The organism is Modestobacter sp. VKM Ac-2984 (assembly GCF_026967985.1).
In the GTDB taxonomy this organism is placed as follows: domain Bacteria; phylum Actinomycetota; class Actinomycetes; order Mycobacteriales; family Geodermatophilaceae; genus Modestobacter.
Genome location: NZ_JAPVBJ010000001.1, coordinates 774,051 through 795,276, shown reverse-complemented (window position 1 = coordinate 795,276; position 21,226 = coordinate 774,051). Strand labels below are relative to the sequence as shown.

General features: G+C 70.6%; 18 protein-coding genes and 1 tRNA gene. 10 read left to right on the top strand and 9 right to left on the bottom strand.

Annotated elements, in window-relative coordinates; translation table 11 throughout:
• The first annotated feature begins 168 nt into the window (after nucleotides 1–168).
• Nucleotides 169–241 (top strand) — tRNA-Ala (locus O2W16_RS03835).
• Between the two features lie 160 nt (nucleotides 242–401).
• Here O2W16_RS03835 and O2W16_RS03830 read toward each other — a convergent pair.
• Nucleotides 402–1,181, bottom strand: coding sequence for a hypothetical protein (locus O2W16_RS03830; RefSeq protein WP_269157463.1), 780 nt, complete (start codon nucleotides 1,179–1,181; stop codon nucleotides 402–404).
• Between the two features lie 536 nt (nucleotides 1,182–1,717).
• Between O2W16_RS03830 and O2W16_RS03825 the strand changes: the two genes are divergently transcribed.
• On the top strand, nucleotides 1,718–2,569 hold the full coding sequence (locus O2W16_RS03825; RefSeq protein ID WP_269157462.1) for a hypothetical protein: 852 nt from the start codon (nucleotides 1,718–1,720) through the stop codon (nucleotides 2,567–2,569).
• Nucleotides 2,570–4,872: 2,303 nt separating this feature from the next.
• Here O2W16_RS03825 and O2W16_RS03820 read toward each other — a convergent pair.
• Together O2W16_RS03820 and O2W16_RS03815 are read right to left on the bottom strand one after the other, a co-directional pair.
• Nucleotides 4,873–5,298, bottom strand: a complete 426-nt coding sequence (locus tag O2W16_RS03820) for a PIN domain-containing protein (protein ID WP_269157461.1) — start codon at nucleotides 5,296–5,298, stop codon at nucleotides 4,873–4,875.
• Between the two features lie 8 nt (nucleotides 5,299–5,306).
• Nucleotides 5,307–6,203, bottom strand: a complete 897-nt coding sequence (locus tag O2W16_RS03815; RefSeq protein WP_269157460.1) for a hypothetical protein — start codon at nucleotides 6,201–6,203, stop codon at nucleotides 5,307–5,309.
• A gap of 582 nt (nucleotides 6,204–6,785) precedes the next feature.
• Here O2W16_RS03815 and O2W16_RS03810 point away from each other — a divergent pair.
• From O2W16_RS03810 to O2W16_RS03800, 3 genes are read left to right on the top strand one after another with little or no spacing between them, the layout of a single operon-like run.
• Complete coding sequence (locus tag O2W16_RS03810) at nucleotides 6,786–8,975, top strand: MMPL family transporter (protein ID WP_269157459.1); 2,190 nt, start codon at nucleotides 6,786–6,788, stop codon at nucleotides 8,973–8,975.
• A complete protein-coding gene (locus O2W16_RS03805) occupies nucleotides 8,972–10,135 on the top strand; it encodes a sensor histidine kinase (RefSeq protein ID WP_269157458.1) in 1,164 nt (387 codons plus the stop codon). The genes O2W16_RS03810 and O2W16_RS03805 overlap by 4 nt, the downstream gene beginning before the upstream one ends.
• Nucleotides 10,132–10,794, top strand: a complete 663-nt coding sequence (locus O2W16_RS03800) for a response regulator (protein ID WP_269157457.1) — start codon at nucleotides 10,132–10,134, stop codon at nucleotides 10,792–10,794. The genes O2W16_RS03805 and O2W16_RS03800 overlap by 4 nt, the downstream gene beginning before the upstream one ends.
• Here O2W16_RS03800 and O2W16_RS03795 read toward each other — a convergent pair.
• Entirely contained in the window at nucleotides 10,764–11,657 is an 894-nt protein-coding gene (locus O2W16_RS03795; RefSeq protein ID WP_269157456.1) for a helix-turn-helix domain-containing protein, read from the bottom strand. The two genes, O2W16_RS03800 and O2W16_RS03795, sit on opposite strands and share 31 nt — an antisense overlap.
• A gap of 101 nt (nucleotides 11,658–11,758) precedes the next feature.
• Here O2W16_RS03795 and O2W16_RS03790 point away from each other — a divergent pair, with 101 nt between their 5' ends.
• Entirely contained in the window at nucleotides 11,759–13,165 is a 1,407-nt protein-coding gene (locus O2W16_RS03790) for an MFS transporter (RefSeq protein ID WP_269157455.1), read from the top strand.
• A gap of 9 nt (nucleotides 13,166–13,174) precedes the next feature.
• Nucleotides 13,175–13,957 carry an alpha/beta fold hydrolase gene (locus O2W16_RS03785; RefSeq protein WP_269157454.1) on the top strand — a complete coding sequence of 261 codons (783 nt, stop codon included), beginning with the start codon at nucleotides 13,175–13,177 and terminating at the stop codon, nucleotides 13,955–13,957.
• Here O2W16_RS03785 and O2W16_RS03780 read toward each other — a convergent pair.
• From O2W16_RS03780 to O2W16_RS03770, 3 genes are all read right to left on the bottom strand, one after another.
• The gene (locus O2W16_RS03780) at nucleotides 13,947–14,315 is read right to left on the bottom strand and encodes a VOC family protein (protein WP_269157453.1); all 369 of its coding nucleotides are present in this window, start codon (nucleotides 14,313–14,315) and stop codon (nucleotides 13,947–13,949) included. The two genes, O2W16_RS03785 and O2W16_RS03780, sit on opposite strands and share 11 nt — an antisense overlap.
• A gap of 66 nt (nucleotides 14,316–14,381) precedes the next feature.
• Complete coding sequence (locus O2W16_RS03775) at nucleotides 14,382–15,530, bottom strand: RNA polymerase sigma factor (RefSeq protein ID WP_269157452.1); 1,149 nt, start codon at nucleotides 15,528–15,530, stop codon at nucleotides 14,382–14,384.
• The gene (locus tag O2W16_RS03770; protein ID WP_269157451.1) at nucleotides 15,527–15,934 is read right to left on the bottom strand and encodes a YciI family protein; all 408 of its coding nucleotides are present in this window, start codon (nucleotides 15,932–15,934) and stop codon (nucleotides 15,527–15,529) included. The genes O2W16_RS03775 and O2W16_RS03770 overlap by 4 nt, the downstream gene beginning before the upstream one ends.
• A gap of 269 nt (nucleotides 15,935–16,203) precedes the next feature.
• On the opposite strand from O2W16_RS03770, the gene O2W16_RS03765 reads away from it, so the two are divergent.
• The 3 genes from O2W16_RS03765 (at nucleotide 16,204) to ku (ending at nucleotide 19,789) form a co-directional block, all read left to right on the top strand.
• Nucleotides 16,204–17,406 (top strand): HNH endonuclease signature motif containing protein, encoded by a 1,203-nt coding sequence (locus O2W16_RS03765; RefSeq protein WP_269157450.1) that lies wholly within the window; start codon nucleotides 16,204–16,206, stop codon nucleotides 17,404–17,406.
• 363 nt (nucleotides 17,407–17,769) lie between these two features.
• Nucleotides 17,770–18,684: a hypothetical protein gene (locus tag O2W16_RS03760; RefSeq protein WP_269157449.1), complete on the top strand. Its 915-nt coding sequence runs from the start codon at nucleotides 17,770–17,772 to the stop codon at nucleotides 18,682–18,684.
• A gap of 85 nt (nucleotides 18,685–18,769) precedes the next feature.
• On the top strand, nucleotides 18,770–19,789 hold the full coding sequence (gene ku / locus O2W16_RS03755; RefSeq protein WP_269157448.1) for a non-homologous end joining protein Ku: 1,020 nt from the start codon (nucleotides 18,770–18,772) through the stop codon (nucleotides 19,787–19,789).
• 10 nt (nucleotides 19,790–19,799) lie between these two features.
• Here the strand turns inward: ku and O2W16_RS03750 are convergent, their stop codons facing one another.
• Entirely contained in the window at nucleotides 19,800–20,402 is a 603-nt protein-coding gene (locus O2W16_RS03750) for a Rho termination factor N-terminal domain-containing protein (protein ID WP_269157447.1), read from the bottom strand.
• A gap of 127 nt (nucleotides 20,403–20,529) precedes the next feature.
• A complete protein-coding gene (locus O2W16_RS03745; protein ID WP_269157446.1) occupies nucleotides 20,530–21,225 on the bottom strand; it encodes an SDR family NAD(P)-dependent oxidoreductase in 696 nt (231 codons plus the stop codon).
• Between the last annotated feature and the right edge of the window lies 1 nt (nucleotide 21,226).

Below are 21,226 nucleotides of genomic sequence, written 5' to 3'. Positions count from 1 at the left end.
AGCGCTACATCGCCCGCGAGCTCTACCGCCGCCTCGAAGCCGCCCCCTCACCCGCTTGACGATCCATAGGAGCGTCGACACGGTGCCCGGCGGGGACCCCTCCGCCGGGCACCGTTCACCCTGATGTAGTCTTCTCCACGGCTCGGACACACCAGACCGGGTCGGCAAGGGGCTGTGGCGCAGCTGGTAGCGCACCACACTGGCAGTGTGGGGGTCAGGGGTTCGAGTCCCCTCAGCTCCACCGCAAATGCGCAAAGGGCCCGACGGCGACAGCTGTTGGGCCCTTTGTCGTCTGGGCTACGGATGCTGGAGCAGGCCCTCACGCGGGTCATGCTGACCGACGTACGGCAGGGAGATCGAGCTGCGGGTGACCCAGACTGGGGTCACCTGCCGAAACCCGGTCATCGATCTCGGAGCCGACGCAGGCGCTCCCGGCCGGCCTGAGTAATCCAGCGGCCGCCATCCTCCCCGGAGACCAGCAAGGGTGGCTCCATGGAGTAGTAGCCTGCGGTGCCACGCGGGTCCATGCCCGCTCTTCTGGCGATGTCGCGCGCTTCATCCCGCGTAGCGCCCCGGTTCTCACGGTCGTTCACGTGGGCGAACCCGGAGAGCACCACCCCCATGCTTTCGGCGCTGCCGGCAATCGGCCTGTCAGTGACGCGCGGTATATCAAGTCGGGGTGAGCCGTCCTGTCCCCACTCAACCTTCGTGCCCTCGACGCCGAGTCCGGCCCGGCCGCGGGCGGCGCCCCACTCGGCGGCTCGCTGAACGACGTCCTCGAAGGCTTCACGCTGCGATGCGACCAGTCCTGATCGTCCCGTGGCGCTCCCCTCGTACTGCCGGGCACGTTGTCCGTTTCCCTTGCTCGGCGACGGGTGGTCGGGCCGAGGGTCACCGTGCTGCCCATCGATATGCGTGCGGTCGGAGAGAAGTGGCGGAAGTTGATCGTTGCTACCACGGACGATGAGGACGGGTGCGGACTCCTCGACCTCCGCTAGGAGTTCCCTTTCCTTGTCGGCGATCTCGGCTTGATGCCACTCCAGGCCGCCAGGGAGAGTGAGGCGACCTGTTCGTCCCAGCAGTTCCCTGATCTTTGAACGGAACCCCCACGCGATCCCGCCTACTACTGCTGGCCAGGCGAGTCCTGTCACTAGGTTGACCGTCAGCTCGTACCACTCCACGCGCGCGAGGGTGTCACGCCCTCTGGCGCGTCCGCGAGGCAGTCGCCGTCGAGGACTCAGCGACCGGAGACGCAACGGCAAACCTGTGTAGCAGTCCCCACCAACGCCCAGCGTCGTCGTCGAGGCCAAGAGTTGTTGCCCTGGAAGCCCACGCCAGTGCGTTCGGACAAGACCAGCACCGTCATCACGGCAGCCGAGCGTCAGCGACTAACTGATCAGGCCGACCAGGTCGCGTCGGCTGTTCACGCCGTCAATGGCGCGCTTACCAGGCATGGGAAACCCAGTGGGCGGCAGTTGCCGGACCTGGTCATCACAGCCGAGGATCTCGCCAAGGCAGTCGAGCGGGCGCTGCACTCGGCTAGCCGACGACGGCGGTAGGGCAACACTGCGTCTCGCGGTTGTCCCGGCCAAGGTCACCTTGCGTACTGACTGCCCGTGTCGCGAGTGTGGGAGGCGCGCACTAGCGTCGGTGTGCGACTGAGACCACGCTCTTTGGCATCCAACTCTCAGACCAACATAGCGGGGGGTGCGTTCTAATGACTAGCGCCGAGGTCATACACCAGACGCCGGGGCACGCATTGCATGAAATCTTGCTTCGACTGCGCCAATCGACGGCGGGCACGGTTCGCGATGGCTGGATTGACGTGCTCGACATGGAGGCAGGTTCCGTAGGATGGGCGCGACGCCACGCGGAGATTGTCAGCCTTTTCGGGGACATGATGGAGCAAGTGCTCAGTCTGCCACCTGAAGAACCGGCGCGGTCCCGAGCGTTAAGATATAGTGCGACATGGTATAGGGCAATTGTGTGGCAGGGTCATTGGCAAAACCCAGGCGAACCCGCCCGCTCCCTTATTGACGACATGACGCTTGATCAATTAGAGGCGACGGCTGACTTTCTCGCGTATCGGCTTCCGAGCCAGGCGCCAAAGTCCGATCCAGCCTCTCTGGCGCATCTGCAAGGCCAGGTGGAAGCGTGGCTAACGCTTCTAGATGAGACTCCCGAACTGCCCGAAGAACTTCGCATACAGATCGCGCGGCAGATGCAACACATTCTCTGGCTGCTGAAGAATGTGGACGTGTTCGGGGTGGCGCCGGTTATTCGGGAAACGCAGGTCGCCGTTGGCAAGGTGACTCAAGCGATGTTCTCACTACGATCGAATGCTGGCTGGAAGCGTCGATGGATCATGCGATGCGGAGAACTTGTGGTCGCCCTCGGTCTAGTCACGCAGGGGATCGAGGCAACAAATAACGTTCTTGAAGCCGCAAGAGAGACCGTGGCCACAGTAGGAGAAATTGTTCAGAGTGCGGAAACCCTCTTCCACGGGCCTCAGGCGCTGACGACTGGCGAGACTCCGCCGACTGAACCGAGCACGGGGGAAGTCGACTGATCGCTACCCGGTTACGTCCGGGACCGGGTTGCTGTCGCGACCTGGCTGACACGGGGCTTGTTCAAGGGTGATGTGGACTCGCACTCGTTCGTGCTCCCCAGCGATGACCACGAACTCCTACCCATCGCGCGGGATGAGTAGCGGGCGCGTCAGGGCGTCGTTCATCAGTTACAAGGCGCGGGCTGAGTCCACCGGTGCATGAGTTTCGACCGACTCAACAGCGTCGGCGTCGCACCAAGCGATCCGACCATCGTCCTGCTCGACGGCGAACACGTCGTGTGTTCGGCCGTCCTGCTCGACTTGGGCGACGAAGCCGGTGCCCTCCGCGTGCCAGTCCCCCGTCCGTGCGGACGGTGATCCGACTCTGGAGGCTGATCCACGCGGCTGACCGCTCGCCCTCTCCCGCGACGGGTAGTTGCCAGCACGAGCAACGTCGCCTCGACCCCACCATCCAGTCCCCCTCGGTCATGCGGCTCCCGTCGGAGCCAAGTCATCAGCGGCCGGGACAGTAGCGACATGTCGAGCCGGGCCACTCTCAGTCCCCAAGGACTCGGGGCGGTCTAAGGTCCGTTAGGTCCGCCCTAGGAGTGCCTGGACCTGTCGCAGTCGGCCTGAACGAACACGGCCTACCGGGCCTGCGTCGATGGATTCCCCTGGTCGGCCGCGCGCGGTCGACCAGGGAAATCCGGCGTCGGACCAGGCGAGGCGTTGCCCGCAGGCATCTTCGAGGACTACTGGTTGGTGACCCCGCTGCTAGGGGAGTCGCTACAGTTGGTCACATCGAACCGGAATCGATGATCTCCGTTCGCCCGGCAGACTAGGCGGAAATCTCTAATGGCCCGCTCCTTCTGGACCTGCCGCCCCTGGGCATCGTTTGTCGTGTACGTCTTGTGGTCGACTACGACGCGCTTGACCCTAGTTGGCGCGCCGCAGTGCGGAATGGGGCACTTCCCCACGATCCGCGCGCTGGTGAGGCGGCCATTCCTTCGCTCGTAGATGCGCCCGCGACCACTGGACACCCAGCCGCGCTGCCGTAAGCGCAAGTAGAAGCTGACTGGGAGGCCTATCAGCAGGAGGCAGAATAGTAGACGGATGAGTATGAAGGTGTCGTGTCGTGCAAGGGCGGAAAATATGCCGTCTTCTCCGATTGCACGGAAGATCGGCAGCAGTCCGTCGAGCTGAAGTCTTCCAATGTTCAACCCGGTAATGGTTGCGACACTGGACGCCGCGCCGAGAGTCGCGATAAGGCCGAGACCCCACGTGGTTCCTCGTGCGCCCTTCTCGCGTTCGCGCATCGTCGGAGGCAACTGATCGAGATAGTCCCCGATGTGGACGGTTGGGTTCGTGCCCCACTGGTGCACATTGCGAGAATGTGCACCGGCGGCAACCACGGGGGAGTGGTTGCCGCTGGTCTGGGCTAGCTGGGTTACTCCAGAGGTAGGGCCCGACTGCACACGCTCAACGCTGAACGAATCCCGTGGCTGGTTCAAGGTCCTGCGTTGCCTTCGCGGTGCGGAGCTGGACATCGTCGTCTCCTCGCTTCGGTGTCACCTCAGGTGGGTGAGCAGTGTTGCGTGGACTACTGACAGAACTGAGACGCTGCGAGACGGCGCGCGCCCCCGCGAGGAGATGCCTGGTCAGAGGGCCACAGGCTCCGGCAGCTGGTCGGGCTGCGCGATCTCTGCATCGATCCTCATCACGTCCTGGCGCTCGTCTCGCTGTGCAACGGCGCGCATGTGCCGTGCCACAAGGGTCCGCACGGCTGTCGTCTGGGGGTCGTGCCCGAGGTCACGCAGGATGCCTCAGCGGGTACCGCGAGAAGCTGGAAGGACGGGACGACGACGTCCCCCCGCCGGACCTGCTCGACGCCATTGACCAAGGGTGGCATGTCGGCGTCATGGTCGTGACGATCGTCTCGGACGACCTCAGCGAGACACCCGCCGGCGGCTACCTCAGCGACGCGCTGGCGTTCCTCGGGCAGGCGCGGAAGGAGGCTTAGTCCTTACGGTTGGCCATCCTCCGCCAGGCCCGCTGGTTCGTGTCGTGCCGGAGTAGGTCGGCGGCTCCGGACTCCTCCGCGTGGACGGCGGCCCCTCCCCACGGCTCCGCCCCAGGGAGGCCGTCGGGGTGACGGCCAAAGGATGGCCGATGGCGTCGACTGCGGTGCGGACCTTGATTCGTCGCCGGGCGGCCCGGCGAATCTCCACCCGGACCAGCTCGGCGTCCCCGTCGGCTGATCCGTGCCACTGGCCGAGCTGAGCGAGGGCTTCAGGGGCGGCTTCGACCTCGGTCACGTCGGCCTCCTACGGTGTGCCGGACCCGTCGATGAGCTTGAGGTCCAGTCCCTCAAAATGCTTGATGTTTCCGGTGAGGATCGGGGCGTCGTAGTACACGCCGCAAGCCGCGATCCAGCAGTCGTTGGCTTGGGTTTTGGCGGCCAGAGCGAGGCCTAGACGTTGGGCGCGTGCGCGCAACTCGGCCCAGACGGTGCTGAGTTGGTCATCGAACGGCAGCAGAACGCATCGCCGGATGCTCGCCTCCAGGTCGGCCCGCCTCTTTTCTCCCCAGCTGTTGACCAGTGCTCCGAAGCGAAGTTCGGCGACGGACACGAAGGTGAGCGCAGGCACCCGGCCGGTCAAGACAGTGCCGTAGTTGGCGGCCTGCGGACGCTTGGAGAAGAGGAAGGAGAAGGCGTCGGTGTCGAGGATGACGCGAGATGCTGCAACCACTCGCGCCCTCACTCTCCCCGTGCCGACATGGCCGCGTTAAGGAACCGTTCGAAGTCATCGTCCTCGACCGACTCGTTGGGAAAGAAGTCGGATAGGTCGGTGACGGGGGCGATGCCCTGCTCCGATGCCAACTCCGCAAAGCTCTTCCGGCTGCTCTCCGCCACGACGGTCAACTCGACCAGTACCAACACCCGAATAGTCTCACGGTCAATGCCGTACTCGGCGCGGCCAGTGGCGATGACCATGCTGTCCATCGCCGCTAGGACCTCGTCGCGAAGCGACTCGTCGAAGTCGCAAACGATGCTCGCGTCGAGGGTGTCGATGCGGCATCGAAGGGTGGACGGAGCAAAGTCGCCCATCTGGAGTCGGCCGACGATGGTTGCCTCGTCGTAGTGACGGGAGGTGCGCATCGACCTGACGGCGTCGCGGAAGGCCTGGTCGATGTGAAGAAGCGACTGGCCCTTGACGCGGAAGTCCACCGTTGCCACCGAGCTGTCGGCAATCCCGCCGCACATGCGCAAGAGGCCGTCCAGTACTGGCATGGAGAAGGAAGCCGGCAAGGCGTCTGGGTTTCCGTTGATGATTGCGTCGGTGCCTACATGGAGGTCATCGAGGGATTGGGCGAGCAGTTCGTGCCCAAAAAGGGCGTCGTGTGCCGCCCGCTCCACCGTCAAGATGGCCGAGCCGGGTCGGAAGCCGCGAATCTCTAGGCGCACGGCCTCAACGACGGCCTTTCGGCGACGTCCGCTCTGTGGGCTCTCACCGGTGCGGCCGAGCGCGATGCGCTCCAACGTCGACTGGAACTCACCAGCGATTCGCGCCAGCTCCGACAAGGGCAGGCGGCCACCCGTCGTAGCAGGCCCGGCAGCGGTGATCTCCAAGCCGAGGGTGGTGTCTTCGCTCATGAGAATCACCTCCTGGGTGCTCGTGGGTTTGATCTTTCGGCATCGGGGCCTGGCGTGTGAAGCCCAGAGGCCGCCTCATCTTTGCGGCCACTCAAGCTAGCTCGTAGGTCGGATAGTTCCAGAGTCGATCTTCAGGGTGACGCGCGACTGCCGCCGCCGGGGTCCGTGTAAACGCCGCCAGGCCGCGCCTCCAATGAGGAGACGGGGCTGGTGCAGCGAGCTGAGTCCCTCCCGGGTCAGCGGCCTCCGCTCCGGCGAATGCGTCGGAGCTGGAGGATCACCTTGGAGACCTGCTCGTGGACGTCGGCCCCCGGGGCGACCTAGAGGATCAGGTCGTCGGATCGGCAGACCTTGCGCTTAATCACAGCGTGGTCAGCTCGCGTACGGCGTCGAGCGGCCAGGGAAGACCGTCGGCCTCGTCGCTGCCCTCTTGAGCCCGCCGCCACTCGGCCTTGGTGCAGACCCAGAAAGGTGAGTCGGCTACTGAGAACGCCGTAGTCAGAGCCTGGATCTGCACGACGACAGCCCCCCTCCCCGGACGGGACGCTCCCAGGACGACCACGACATCTGGGGTGTTATGACATGGCAGGTCTGCTCGATCGTCTCGGCCGCTTCTCCTTCCGCCGGCGGTGGTCGGTCGCTGTGCTCTGGCTGATTGTCCTCGCCGGGGCGGTGACGGCCGCCGTCACGTCCGAGGGCCCGGTGAACACCCGGGCGACCATCCCGGGCATCGAGTCGCAGGACGCGTTCGACCTCCTCGCCGAGCGCTTCCCGGACACCCCCACGGACAGCGCATCGGCGACCCTCGTCTTCGTCGCCCCTGACGGCGGCTCGCTGGAGGCGCCGGCGAACCAGGCGGCGGTCGAGGCGGCGCTGGCCACCGCCGCCGGCAGCCCGCAGGTGTCCCGGGTGGTGCCCCCGTCGGCGGGCGCGAGCATCAGCGCCGACGGCACGACCGGCTTCGCGTCGGTGAGCTACGACGTGCCGTCGGCGGAGGTGACCGACGAGTCGCGCGCCCTGCTGGAGGAGGCAGTGGAGCAGGCCCGGGACGACGGGCTGACCGCGGAGATGCGCGGCTCGGCGCTCAACAGCCCCACCAGCATGAGCGCCACCGAGCTGGTCGGGGTCGCGATCGCGGCCGTCGTCCTGCTGCTGACCTTCGGGTCGCTGATCGCCGCGGGCCTGCCGCTGCTCACCGCGATCATCGGGGTGGCCATCTCGTTTCTCGGCGTCTGGGCACTCGCCGGCCCGCTGGGCATGGCGATCACCAGCGGGATGCTCGCGCTGATGCTGGGGCTCGCGGTCGGCATCGACTACGCCATGTTCGTCGTCTCGCGCTACCAGGAGGAACGGCTCAGCCAGGACGACGCCGAGACGGCGGCCGGCCGCGCCGTCGGCACCGCCGGTTCCGCGGTCGTCTTCGCCGGGACGACGGTGGTCATCGCGCTCGCCGGGCTGTTCGTGGTCGGCATCCCGTCGCTGACCAAGATGGGGCTGGCCGCCGCCGGCGCCGTCGTCGTGGCGGTCCTGGTCGCGCTGACCCTGGTCCCGGCGCTGCTGGGCATGTTCCCGAACCGGGTCCGGTCGCGGTCGCAGCGGCGTGGGGCCGGCACGAACCCCCGTGTCCCGGTGGCCCGGACGTGGATGCGGCTGGTGCGGCGGCGTCCGCTGCTGGTGACGGTGGCCGGGGTCGCGGTGCTCGCCGCGGTCGCCGTCCCGGCGCTGTCGTTGCAGCTGGGCACCCCCGGCGACGCCTCGCTGCCGACCACGGCCACCGAGCGCCGGGCCTACGACCTGCGTGCCGAGGCGTTCGGGCCCGGCTCCAACGGTCCGCTGACCGTGGTGGTCGACGCCCGCGGGGCCGGCGACCCCGAGACCGCCGCGGCGGCCGTCGCGCGCAGCGTCGCGGCGACCGACGGCGTGGCCTCGGTGTCGACCCCGACCTTCAACGAGCAGGGGGACACCGCCGTCCTCACCGCCGTCCCCACCACCGGGCCGACCGACGAGCGCACCGAGGCGCTGGTCGAGTCGCTGCGCGACGCCCGCCCGGCCGTGGAGCGCGACCAGGGCGTCAGCTACGAGATCACCGGGACGACGGCGCTCGACATCGACATGGCGCAGAAGACCCAGTCGGCCCTGGTGCCCTACGTCGCGCTCGTCGTGGGTCTCGCGGTGCTGCTCCTGCTGGTGGTCTTCCGCTCGATCTGGGTGCCGGTCAAGGCCGCGGTCGGCTTCCTGCTCTCGCTCTTCGCCTCGATCGGGGTGATCGTCGCGGTCTTCCAGTGGGGCTGGGCAGGTGATCTGCTCGGTGTCGAGCAGACTGGCCCGGTCATGAGCCTGATGCCGATCCTGCTGGTGGGGATCGTGTTCGGGCTGGCCATGGACTACGAGGTGTTCCTGGTGTCGCGGATGCGGGAGGCGCACGTGCACGGTGTGCCGGCCCGCGAGGCGGTCGGCACGGGCTTCGCGCAGAGCTCGAAGGTCGTGGTCGCCGCCGCGGTGATCATGATCGCGGTCTTCGGTGGGTTCGCGGCGGCGTCGGAACCGCTGATCAAGATGGTCGGTCTCGGGCTCGCCGCGGCGGTCTTCTTCGACGCCTTCGTCGTCCGCCTGACGCTGGTGCCCGCCGTCCTGCAGCTCCTCGGGGAGCGGGCGTGGTGGCTGCCGCGCTGGCTCGACCGGCTGCTGCCGCGGGTCGACGTGGAGGGTGCGTCGCTGGCGCCCGCACCGGCGGAGGAGCGACCAGAGCTGGCGCTGAGCAACCGCCGATGAGCACCGGCCGGATCGGGGGGCGGGATGCGGCGGCCGCGCTCGTGGCGTTCCTCTTCGCCGCCCTCGGTGCCAGCATCGGCACCCAGGGCATCGTCGGTCCGGCCGTGCTCGTCCCCGGCGTGCTGCTCAGCCTGGTCGCCAGCATCGCCCTGTTCACCGCGGCCCGGTGGCCGCGCGCCGCGACGGCCGTCGCGATCTGCTGCGAGACCGCCGCGTGCGCGCTCGGCTACCTGCCGACGCCGTTGCTGCTGGCCCCGCTGATCGGCTGCTTGTACTGGCTCGCGGTCGTCGGGTCCGTGCGGGCGGTCGCCTGGTGGACCGGGGCTGCGGTGGCCGCGGTGATCCTGGGCAGCTTGATCGACACCCCCACCGGCGGTTCGCTGGTGCTGCGCACCGTCGGCGTCGCGCTGTGGCTGCTGCCGGCGGTGTTCGCCGGCCGGACGACGCAGGCCCACCGGTCCTACCTCGACGTCGTCCGGGCCCGCGCCGAGGACGCCGAGCGCAGCCGGGACGACGAGGTCCGGCACCGGGTGGGCGAGGAACGGCTGCGCATCGCGCGGGAGCTGCACGACGTCGTCGCCCACCACCTCACGGTGGCCCATGCGCAGGCCGGGACCGCGGAGCACCTCCTGGACAGGCGTCCCGAGCAGGCGCGGGAGCTGCTGGCCGGGCTCAGCACCTCCACGTCGGCGGCGCTCCAGGAGCTCAAGGCCACCGTCGCAGTGCTGCGCACCTTCGACGACGGACCGCCGGTGGACACCGTGCCGGCACCGGGGCTCGACCAGCTCGACGAGCTGGTCGAGCCCTGCCGGGCGGCCGGCATCGAGGTCACGGTGCTCCGCGAGGGGGCGCTGGAGTGCCTGCCCCGGCTGGTCGACGTCACCGCGTACCGCGTCGTGCAGGAGGCGCTGACCAACGTCACCAAGCACGCGGTCCGGCCGTCGGTGACCATCACCGTGCGCCGCACCGAGGACAGCTTCTGCGTCAACGTCGAGAACACCGGCGTCCGGCCCGGGCCGGTCGGATCGGGCTACGGGCTGATCGGGATGCGGGAGCGCGCGCTCGCGGTGGGCGGGACGGTGCACGCCGGCCCGGCGGGGGAGGACCGGTACGCCGTCACCCTCGCCGTGCCGCTGACGCACTGGGAGGGACCCCGATGATCCGGGTGCTGCTGGCCGACGACCAGGCGCTGCTGCGCTCGACGTTCCGCATGCTGATCGACTCCGAGGACGACCTGACGGTCGTCGCCGAGGCTGCGAACGGCGCGGAGGCGGTCGAGCTCGCCCGCCAGCACCGTCCGGACCTGGTGCTGATGGACATCCGGATGCCGGTCCTGGACGGGCTCGCCGCCACCCGGCAGATCTGCTCGGACGCCGACCTGGCGGGCACGCGGGTGCTGATCCTGACCACCTTCGAGTCCGACGAGCACGTGGCGCACGCGCTCCGGGCCGGGGCGAGCGGCTTCCTGGGCAAGGACGTCACGCCTGCCGAGCTGCTCGCCGGGATCCGGACGGTCGTGGACGGAGAGGCCCTGCTCTCGCCGGTCGCCACTCGGGTGCTGGTGAACCGCTTCCTCGCCAGTCCGGACGGCATCGGCGACCTGCCGCGCGGACTGCTCCCGAGGCTGACCGACCGGGAGCGCGAGATCACCGGGCTGGCCGCGCACGGCCTGTCCAACCAGGAGATCGCCGAACGGCTGGTCGTGAGCCCGCTGACCGTGCGCACCCACGTGCACCGGGCCATGGCGAAGCTGGGCGCCCGCGACCGGGCCCAGCTGGTCGTCATCGCCTACCAGGAGGGGCTGGTCCGGGCGCCCTGACCGGCTACCGCATCCGGTACCTCCCGCGGTGCCGGCCAGCTGCGGCGGAGGAGGTCCAGGGGTGCGGCGGACGGCGTCCCGGGCGCAGCGGTGTAGAGCAGCACGCGGTGCCCGGCATCGTCGGGTGGGGTGAGCACCTCGAACGCCACCTCCAGCTCGCCGACCTCCGGGTGCCGCAGCTGCTTGGTGCCGGAGACGCAGTTCGCCACCGGGTGCCGGGCCCACAGCCGGGCGAACTCCGCGCTCTGCACGGTCAGCTCGCCCACCAGCCGGGTCAGCTCGTCGTCGTCCGGCGACCGGCCGGCCAGCACCCGCAGCGACGACACCGCCCGCTGCGCCTCGTCGTCCCACCGGCTGTACAGCTCGCGGGTGTGCGCGTCGAGGAACAGCAGGCGGGTCATGTTCGGGCGCGCGGCCGGGCGGTGCGGTGAGTCGAACGGCAGGTGCCCGGCAACCAGGCGGTGGCCGAGCGCGTTCCAGCCGAGGACCTCACTGCGCCGTCCGAGCACCACCGCCGGGGTGTCCGGCATCGACTCGATCAGCCGCAGCATCCCGGGGCGGATCATGTCCGGGCGCGAACGGGGACGGCGGCGGGTGGGGGTGTGGGCCAGGGTGCGCAGGTGCGTCTGCTCGTCGGCGTCCAGCTCCAACGCCCGGGCCAGCGCGTCGAGGACCGCCTCCGACGCGTTCGCGCTGAGCCCCTGCTCCAGCCGCGCGTAGTACGTGGCGCTCACCCCGGCCAGCATCGCCAGCTCCTCACGCCGCAGCCCGGGCACCCGCCGCGCGCCGTAGCCGCGCAGGCCGACGTCCGCCGGCTGCAACGCCGCCCGGCGCACGCGCAGGAACTCCCCGAGCTCGGTCATGGGCTCATCCTGCCGCCGGCGCCAAAACCCAGCCTGTCCCTGCCAGTGACAGGCAGACGGGGGTGTGGTTGCCCGGCGGCAGTCAGCGCAGCGTCGCCGGGGTGACCACTCTCGCCCCACCGACCCGGCAGCGCGCCGCCCTGGCCGTGCTGCTCACCGCGAGCTTCACCCTCGCCGTCGACTTCTCCATCCTCAACGTCGCCCTGCCCACCATCGGTACGGACGTCGGCTTCGGCATCGCCGACCTGCAGTGGATCGCCACCGCCTTCGCGCTCTGCGCCGCCGGGCTCACCCTCCTCATGGGCCGGGTGGCCGACCTCGCCGGACGGCGCCGGATGTTCCTGCTCGGCATGGCCCTGCTCGGCGCCGGTTCGCTGCTCGGCGGGCTGGCGACGACGCCGGCGGTGCTGCTCACCGCCCGGGTCGCCCAGGGCGTCGCGACCGCGATCGTCGTCCCGGCCGCGCTGGCGCTGCTGCTCGCGACGTTCCCCGAGGGCCCGGCCCGCGACCGGGCGCTCGGGCTCAACGGTGCGCTGATGGCCGCCGGGTTCACCACCGGCGCCGTCCTCGGCGGGCTGCTGACCGACCTGCTCAGCTGGCGGTGGGCGTTCTTCCTCAACGTCCCGGTCGCCGTGCTCGTGCTGATCGTCGCGCCGCGGGTGCTCGCCGAGCGCCCGGCCGAGCAGCGCACCCGGCTCGACGTGCCCGGTGCGGCGACCGTGACGCTCGGGTTGCTCGCGCTCGTCTTCGGGCTCACCCGTGCCGCATCGCGGGGCTGGACCGACGGCCTGACGCTGCTGGCCTTCGCCGTCGCGGTGGCGCTGCTGGTCGCCTTCGTCGCCGTCGAGCGGGGGACGGCGTTCCCGCTCGTGCCGCTGTCGGTCCTCCGCCGGCGCAGCGTCGCCGTCGGCAACGTCGCCGGCGCGCTCGCCTTCGTCACCGAGACGTCGCTGGTCTTCCTGCTCACCCTGTACCTGCAGGAGGTGCTCGGCTACAGCCCGCTCGGCGCCGGGCTGTCCTTCGCCGTCCTCGGGCTCGGCACCGTGGCCGGCGGGCTGCTCGGGCCTCGAGTGATCGGCCGGTTCGGCACCCGGACGGCGATCGTCGGCGGCTTCGTCGTCCAGGCCGTCGCGACGCTGTCGCTGGTGTTCGTCTCCGAGGCCGCGGCATCGATCTGGCTGGTGCTGGCGGCCACCTTCGTCGGGGGAGTCGCGAACCTCGTCGTCATCGTCGGGTTCATGGTCACCGCGACGTCCGGGCTGCCCGAGACCGAGCAGGGCCTGGCCACCGGGCTGACCACGATGAGCCAGCAGATCGGCATCACCCTCGGGACGCCGGTGATGAGCGCCGTCGTCACGGCGGTGGTGCTCGGTGGCTCGGGGGTGCTCGACGGGGTGACGACGGCGATCGCGGTCAACGGCGCGCTGTGCCTGCTCGGCGCGGCGGTCGTGGCGATGTGCCTCGGTGGGCGGTCGGAGCCTCTACCCGGGCGGCGGACGGCTCACTAGCGTGCCGGCATGGACAGCCAGGTCGACGGGGTCTCGGTCCACCACGTCGAGCACGGGACCGGCCCGCCGCTCGTCGCGCTGCACGGCGCCGGCGTCGACCACCGGGAGATCGAGGCAGCGGTCGAGGCCGTCGTCCCGGACGTCGGACTGCGCCGCGTCTACCCGGACCTGCCCGGGATGGGCCGCTCGATGGCCGAGGGCCTGGCCAGCAACGACGACGTCGTCACGCTGCTCGCCGGCTTCGTCGAGCAGCTGGCCGACGAACCGGTGCTGCTGCTCGGGCACTCCTACGGCGCCTACCTGGCCCGGGGCCTGGCTGCCCGACGTCCGGACCTCGTGCGCGGCCTCGCGCTGGTGTGCCCGCTCGGCGAGCGGACCGGCAAGGTGCCCGAGCACCAGGTGGTCCGCCAGGACGTCGACGCCCATGACGAGCTGGCACCGGAGCTGCGGGCGGGGTTCGACGAGTACTTCGTGGTCCGGACCCGAGCGACCGCTCGCCGCTACCGCGACCACGTCGTCCCCGGCACGACGCTGGTCGACGAAGCCGCGCTGGAGCGGGTCTTCGCGGGGTGGTCGATCGACCTGCGCGGCTACGACGGGCCCACCCTGATCGTCGCCGGCCGCCGCGACTCCACCGTCGGGTACGCCGATGCGGTCGGGCTCCTCGGCGACCACCCGTACGCCACCCTGGCGGTCGTGGACGACGCCGGCCATGCGCTCGTGCACGAGCGGCCGGAGGTGTTCGGCGCGCTGCTCCGCGAGTGGATCGACCGCGCCTGCCTCAGTCCCTGATGGGGCACTGGAGGTTGATCGGGTTGCCGTCCGGGTCGCTCACGTGGGCCACGCGCATGCCCCACGCCATGTCCGTCGGCCCTCCGGTGACCGAGCCGCCGTGTGAGCGCACGGAGTCCAGGAGCGCGTCGACGTCGTCGACGCTGATCCCCAGCAGGGTCCGGTTGCTGGCGGGCGGCTCCGCCTCCCGGACGAGCCCCAGCACCGAGTCACCGATGCGCAGGCTGAGGAAGAACGGCGGGTCGCCGTCGTCCTCGGGCGGGGTCCGCTCGACCACCTGAGCGCCCAGGGCGCCGACGTAGAAGTCCCTCAGGCTCTCCGGGTCAGCGGTGAGGATCATGGGCAGGATCGTGGGCACGGGATCTCCTTCGGGTCGTCTCGCAGCACCGACTCCGGGACGACGGGGAAGTCATCGGGCCGGCCGTCAGCGGGAGTTGAGTCGGGCCGCCTGGCGCGTCAGGTGGTTGCGCTCTGCTGCGTTGCCCGCCAGGGCGGCCGCCTCGGCGTAGAGCCGCGCCGCCGTCGTCCGGTCGCCGTCCTTCTCGTGCAAATACGCGGCCACGGCACGGTGGCGGGGGAGTGCGTCGTCCACCTCAGCGAGCGCCGCCAGGCCGGCGCGGGGACCGTCGGCCTCACCGACGGCGACCGCGCGGTTGAGCCGCACCACCGGGCTGCCGGTCAGGCGGACCAGCTCGTCGTACCACTCCACGATCTGCACCCAGTCGGTGTCGGCGGCCGACCGTGCGTCGGCGTGCAGCGCCGCGATCGCAGCCTGGACTTGGTACTCACCCAGCCGGTCCCGGGCCAGGGCGGTCTGCAGGACGTCGACACCCTCGCTGACCAGCGCGGTGTCCCACCGGCTGCGGTCCTGCTCGGCGAGGGGCACCAGGCTGCCGTCGGTCGCGGTCCGGGCGGCCCGCCGCGCGTGGTGGAGCAGCATCAGGGCGAGCAGCCCCGCCACCTCCGGGTGGTCGACGGCGGCGGCTAGCTGCCGGGTGAGCCGGATCGCCTCGGCGGCCAGGTCGACGTCCCCGGAATAGCCCTCGTTGAACACCAGGTACAGCACGCGCAGCACGGTGGCGACGTCGCCGGGGGAGTCGAGCCGGACGCCGGAGACGGTCCGCTTCGCCCGGCTGATCCGCTGCGCCATCGTCGCCTCGGGCACCAGGTAGGCCGCGGCGATCTGGCGGGTGGTCAGCCCGCCGACGGCGCGCAGCGTGAGCGCCACCGCCGACGCGGGCGTCAACGACGGGTGGGCGCACAGGAAGTACAGCTGCAGCGTGTCGTCCGCCGAGGGCACCGGCCCGGACGGCGGCTCGTCGGCGACGGTCTCCTCCCGGCGGCGGCGGGTGGCCTCGGCCCGGGTCGCGTCGAGGAACCGGCGCCAGGCCACGGTGACCAGCCAGCCCCTCGGGTCCCGCGGCGGAGCGGCCGGCCAGCTGTGCACCGCCTCGACCAGCGCCTCCTGGACGGCGTCCTCGGCCGCCGCGAAGTCGGCTCCGCGGCGGACGAGGACGCCGAGCACGCCCGGCACCAGGCTCCGCACCAGGACGTCGTCCACCGGCGGGGTCACTCCGTGATGGTGGGGGGCGCACCCAGGAACGGGCGCAGCTCCAGCCACTCGCGGATCGGCTGACCACCCGGGCCGGGGGCCGCCGAGAGCTCCCCGGCCAGCTGGACGGCGCGCTCGTAGCTGTCGGCGTCGATCACCATCCACCCGGCGATCAGGTCCTTGCTCTCGGCGAACGGCCCGTCGGTGACCGGCGGACGGCCTTCGCCGTCGTAGCGGACCCAGGTGCCCTCGGGGGCGAGCGCCTGGCCGTCGACGAACTCGCCGGACTCGGTCAGCTTCGCGGCGAAGTCGTTCATGTACTGGATGTGGGCCGAGACCTCGTCCGGCGTCCACTGGTCCATCGGCGCGCAGTCGAGCGACTTCGACGTGCTCCGGTAGTGCTTGAGCATCAGGTACTTGGCCATCGTGGCTCTCCTCGGTGCTGGTGCGGCCCATCGTGGCCGCGGACACCCCAGGGACGGAACCGGCTGCGAGTTCTCGACATCGGGCGGTCACTCGACGGTCGTGCGGGTCGTTCTCGGGCTCTCCGCAGCGGTCCGATCAGCGCGCCCTGGCGGTCTGTCAAGGTCCTGGAAAGATCTGTGGACAAGCGTCTGACCTGCGGATACGGGTTGTACCAGTGACCTGGTGTCGATATCATTCGTACACACGTTCGAAACGGTCGGGAGGTGTCATGAGCGAGTTGCAGTCGGCTCTGGACGCCCTTGCGGCCGAGGACCTGCATGAGTTGACGGATGGCGCTGTGTTGGACCGGACGACGTTGCTGGTGCAGCTCGGCAATCGGGTCGCGGCGGAGTTGACCCGCACGGTGCGGCACGCGGAGACCACTCAGGCTGCGGAGTACGACGGGTTGAAGTCGATGCGGTCGTGGTTGATCGGTCATCCCCGGTTGTCGCAGACGGAGGCGTCGCGGGTCGTGCGGTCGGGGCGGGTGTTGGAGCACTTCCCGGCCTTGGCGGCCGGCTTCGCCGACGGGCAGATCACCGCGGCGCAGGTGAACGTGGTGGCGGAGAAGATCGGGGCGGGTGAGGTGGCCCGGGCCGAGGAGCAGGGCATCGACCTCGCGGCGTTCGACCAGGTGTGGGCGCGCGTGGCCACAGAGTCCACGCACGAGTCGCTGGCCGCCGCGGTGCAGGCCTTCGACGACGCACTCGATCCCGATGGCCCGGAGCCGGACCCGACGGAAGGTCGCCGGCTGACGATGGTCAAGCACGCCGACGGGACCGTCACCGGCCACTTCGAGCTGGATGCCGCCGGCGGGGAGAAGGCGCAGGCGGCGATCGAGTCGATCGTGCAGGCCGACCGCCCCAAGGGTGATGAGCGCACCCGCGCCCAGCAGAACGGCGATGCCTTCGTGCAGTTGTGTGACAACCAGTTGGCGTCGGGGAACCTGCCGATCCTGCGCACGGTGAAGCCGCACGTGGTCGTGGGCATCGACCTCGATGACCTGGTCGACCCGGCCACCGGCGCCGGTGCTGCGGAGATGGGCTTCGGAGCCACGATCTCCGCCGCCCGGGCCCGTTACCTGGCCTGCGACGGCAGCATCTCCCGGATCGTGATGGGTCCCGACGGCACCCCGCTCGATCTCGGCAGAGATCACCGGGTGGTCACCCCGGGCCTGCGGAAGGCGGTGGAACGGCGGGACAAGAGCTGCGTGTTCGCCGGCTGCGGCGCGCCATCGTGGTGGTGCGACGTGCACCACCTGGTCCACTGGCTGCACGGCGGGGAGACGTCGCTACAGAACTCAGCACTCCTGTGCGAACGGCACCACACCAAGGTCCACCACGGGTTCCGGGTCGAGCGAGATCCCGGCGGGCGATGGCGCACCTACCGGCCCGACGACACCCAGATCCTCATCGGAGCACTGGCGCATTGATCGGCCCGGTCCCGGCAGCCGGCCACGGTCCCACCGTGGCTGGCTACTGGTGCGTGCGTGAAGCCGTCACGTTGCCCGGCTACCGGAGTTGTCCGGCTACCGGAGTTGCCTGGCTACCGGAGTTGGCCGGCAGCCAGAGTTGCCGGCCAACAGAGGTTCCTGGCAGCCAGGGTTGCCGGCCGCCAGGGTTGCCGGCCGCCAGGGTGGCCCGGCCACCGCAGTCGCCTGGTCCGGCGCGCTCCGGGTCTGGGGCCGGTCGCGACGCCGGCCACGGCGAGGAGACCGGGGTGGTTTCCCGACGCCGCCCCGGGGCAGCGGACCGGGGGACCGAGCACGCGCAGTCGCGAGAGACGGGAGGCCGGCGTGGTGGGGCTCTCCGGCGTCGCGGACGAGCTGTACGGGTTGCCGCCGGACGAGTTCATCGCCGCACGCGACGCGCGGCGCAAGGAGGCGCGGGCCCAGGGCGACCGGGAGCTGGCGGAGGCGATCGGCGGGCTGCGGAAACCGACGACCGCGGCCTGGGTGGTCAACACGCTCGTGCGGCGGCAGCCCGACGAACTCCGCCAGCTCGTCGACCTCGGGGCCGACCTCCGCGAGGCGCAGCGCGACCTCGAGGGCGACCAGCTGAAGGAGCTCACCCGGCAGCGCCGTGCCGTGGTGCTGGCGCTGACCCGGCAGGCCCGCTCGCTGGCGAAGGAGCTGGGCCGGCCGGTGAGCGATTCGGTCGCCGGTCAGGTCCAGGACACCCTGCGCGCAGCGGTCGCCGACGAGGACGCCGGACGCGCGACGCTGTCCGGCCGGCTCACGTCGCCGCTGTCCTACTCCGGCGTCGGGACGGCCGACGTGCAGGGCTCGGTTGCCACCCTCCCGCAGGGGGAGGATGACGCCCCGGCCCCGACCACCCGCGGCGACCGCGCGTCGGGGGAGGACCGGCGGCAACGTGCCGCGGGGCGTCAGCTGGCCAGTGCGCGGGAGGAGTTGGCCGACGCCGAGACCGCCGCCGCCGACGCCGAGGCGGACGCGGAGCGGGAGCGGGAACACCTGGCGGGGCTCAGCACGCGGCAGGAGCAGCTGCGCGCGCGGATCGGCGAGCTCGAGGGGGAGCTGCGCGAGGCCGAGCAGGAGGCCGGTGAGGTGACCGCGGACCTGCGGGGCGGCCAGCGGCGGCGGGATGCCGCCGAGCGCCGGGTGCAGCGTGCGAACACGGTGCGGGACCGTGCCCGGGCGCGTGTGCAGCGACTCGAGCAGACCGCGCCCCCCGACGGTGCAGCGCCCTGAGCTCCCCGCCCGCCACGGTCCGGCGCGGCATGAGCCCGCCCCGCTCGGGTAGGGCGCCTGCAGGCGACGCGAGGAGGCGGTGGCAGTGGCTCGAGCCATCTGGACCGGGGCCCTGGGCTTCGGACTGGTCAACGTGCCGGTCGGGTTGTACTCCGCGACCGAGGACAAGTCGGTGCACTTCAACCAGTTCGAGCGGGGGACCTCCTCCCGGATCCGCTACCGGCGGGTCAACGAGGACACCGGCGATGAGGTCGACTACGACGACATCGTCAAGGGTGAGGAGGTCGGTGACGGTCGCTACGTCATCGTGGCGCCCGAGGAGCTGGAGGAGATCGCGCCGGGGCGCTCCCGGGTCATCGACATCTCCGACTTCGTCGACGTGGCCGAGATCGACCCGATCTACTACCAGAAGACCTACTATCTGGCCCCGCAGGACGACCAGGCGCAGCGGGCGTACGCCCTCCTCCTGCAGGCGATGGAACGCGCCGGCCGGGTGGGGATCGCCACGTTCGTCATGCGGTCCAAGCAGTACCTGGCCGCCATCCGGCCGCAGGGGGAGGTCCTGACCCTGGAGACCATGTTCTTCGCCGACGAGGTGCGGGACCCCGTGGACGAGATCGAGCAGCTGCCGGTACGCCAGTCCTTCAAGTCCCGCGACCTCGACATGGCCGTGTCCCTCATCGACTCGATGACCACCGAGTGGGATCCCGGCAACTACCGGGACACCTATCGCGATCGGGTCAACGAGCTGATCGAGGCCAAGCGCCGCGGCGACGAGGTGGTCACCGAAGGCGAGCCGGAGACCGCCGCGAACGTCGTTGACCTGATGGAGGCGCTGAGCGCCAGCGTCGCGAACGCCAAGGGGCACCGACCGGGCAACGCCCAGGACACCGGTGGGCTGACCACGCGCCGGGCAGGGTCGGACGCCGACGGCGGAGACTCCGACCGGCCGGGTGAGGACCTGGGCGACCTGTCGAAGAAGGAGCTGTACGACCACGCCCAGGAGCTCGACGTCGCCGGCCGGTCGAAGATGACCCGGGACGAGCTGGAGGACGCCGTGCGGGCTGCCCGCCAGGGGGACGGGCGCGCGAGCAAGGCGTCCTGACCAGGCAGGCTCAGGCGTCCTCGCGGTCCGGGCTCTCCAGCCGGAAGAAGTTGCTCTGGTTCCCGTCCTTGCGCTCCTCCTGGTAGAGGAAGTTCAGCTTCCGCGCGTCGAAGGTGTCGAACCACTCGTCCCAGCTGACCTGGCGCAGGTTCTCCGAGTCACCGGTGAAGTCGAACCGCAGGACGCCGAGGTGGTCGCCGTGTTCGGTCCCGTCGACGGTGGCCGGCACCCCACCGCGGTCCTCCGCCCACTTCCGGATCACCTCGTGGCTGGAGGTGGCGAGGCTGCGGCCGGCGCGCTCAGGGTCCTCGTCCAGCGAGGTGACCTCCTGGGAGTACTGCAGGGAGCGCGACGTCTCCTCCCCGATGCGCAGGTGGCCGTCGTCCGGACCGCGGTCCCCTGGCTGGCCGGCCTCGCCGTCGTCGGACCCTCCGCCGCCGGCCGCCTTCCCCCTGCGGTGGGCATCGGAGATCGCGCTGACCAGTTCCTCCTTCTTCATCGAGGAGGTCCCCCCGATGCCGGCGGCCCGGGCCTGCTCGCGCAGGTCGTCCAGCTTGGTCGCGCGCAGTTCGGTCTCGCTGAGGTCAGGCGTGTTCGGGGTCTCGTTGGTCACGGTGTCCTCCTCATCCGGATCGCCTGTCACCCGGCGACCCGTCTCGTCGTCCAGTCCGGCCGTGCGACTGCGCCCTACCCGTGGTGGACGAGCCCACGCACGGTCGGCGCCGGGCCGGCGGCCGCCGTCACCAGGCGACCGGACCGTGCCGGTCGGTGAAGGTGCCGGTCGGGCCGTCGGGCCCGATCGACGCCATCGCGACGATCGCGTCCGTGCCCTCGGTGACGGTCTGCGGGCCGGCGTGGCCGTTGAGGTCGGTGGCCGTGTAGCCGGGGTCCACCATGTTGATCCGCAGCTCCGGGAGGAACTGGGCGTAGACCGAGGTGAGCATGTTGACCGCTGCCTTGCTTGCCGAGTACCCGAGCGAGGGGACCGAGTGCTCGATCCGGGACTCGTCGGCGCGCACGGCGAACGAGCCGAGCCCGCTGGTCACGTTCACGATGACCGGCGCCGCCGACTCGCGCAGCAGCGGCAGGAAGGCGTGCGTCGTCCGGACGATCCCCACGGTGTTGGTGTCGAGCACGGCCGCCAGGTCCGCGCCGGTGTAGTCGTCCACCGCGCCGACCGGACCGGAGATGCCGGCGTTGTTGACCAGCACGTCCAGCCCGCCGAAGCGCTCGCGCACCTCGGCCGCCGCGGCCGCCACCGACTCGTCGGAGCTCACGTCGATGCGCACCCACTCCACACCCAGCTCCTCGGCCGCGCGCTGCCCGCGGTCGGCGTCGCGGGCGCCGATGACCACCCGGTGCCCGTGCTCCGTCAGCCGCCGGGCCGCCTCGAAGCCGAGGCTCTTGTTGCCGCCAGTGATCAATGTCGTCGTCATG

Excerpts from the sequence above, each read along its gene's own strand:
- O2W16_RS03745 (WP_269157446.1), bottom strand. The coding sequence starts at position 21,225 with ATGACGACGACATTGATCACTGGCGGCAACAAGAGCCTCGGCTTCGAG.
- O2W16_RS03825 (WP_269157462.1), top strand. The coding sequence starts at position 1,718 with ATGACTAGCGCCGAGGTCATACACCAGACGCCGGGGCACGCATTGCAT.
- O2W16_RS03795 (WP_269157456.1), bottom strand. The coding sequence starts at position 11,657 with ATGACCGAGCTCGGGGAGTTCCTGCGCGTGCGCCGGGCGGCGTTGCAG.
- O2W16_RS03810 (WP_269157459.1), top strand. The coding sequence starts at position 6,786 with ATGGCAGGTCTGCTCGATCGTCTCGGCCGCTTCTCCTTCCGCCGGCGG.
- O2W16_RS03800 (WP_269157457.1), top strand. The coding sequence starts at position 10,132 with ATGATCCGGGTGCTGCTGGCCGACGACCAGGCGCTGCTGCGCTCGACG.
- O2W16_RS03770 (WP_269157451.1), bottom strand. The coding sequence starts at position 15,934 with ATGGCCAAGTACCTGATGCTCAAGCACTACCGGAGCACGTCGAAGTCG.
- O2W16_RS03805 (WP_269157458.1), top strand. The coding sequence starts at position 8,972 with ATGAGCACCGGCCGGATCGGGGGGCGGGATGCGGCGGCCGCGCTCGTG.
- O2W16_RS03765 (WP_269157450.1), top strand. The coding sequence starts at position 16,204 with ATGAGCGAGTTGCAGTCGGCTCTGGACGCCCTTGCGGCCGAGGACCTG.
- O2W16_RS03815 (WP_269157460.1), bottom strand. The coding sequence starts at position 6,203 with ATGAGCGAAGACACCACCCTCGGCTTGGAGATCACCGCTGCCGGGCCT.
- O2W16_RS03785 (WP_269157454.1), top strand. The coding sequence starts at position 13,175 with ATGGACAGCCAGGTCGACGGGGTCTCGGTCCACCACGTCGAGCACGGG.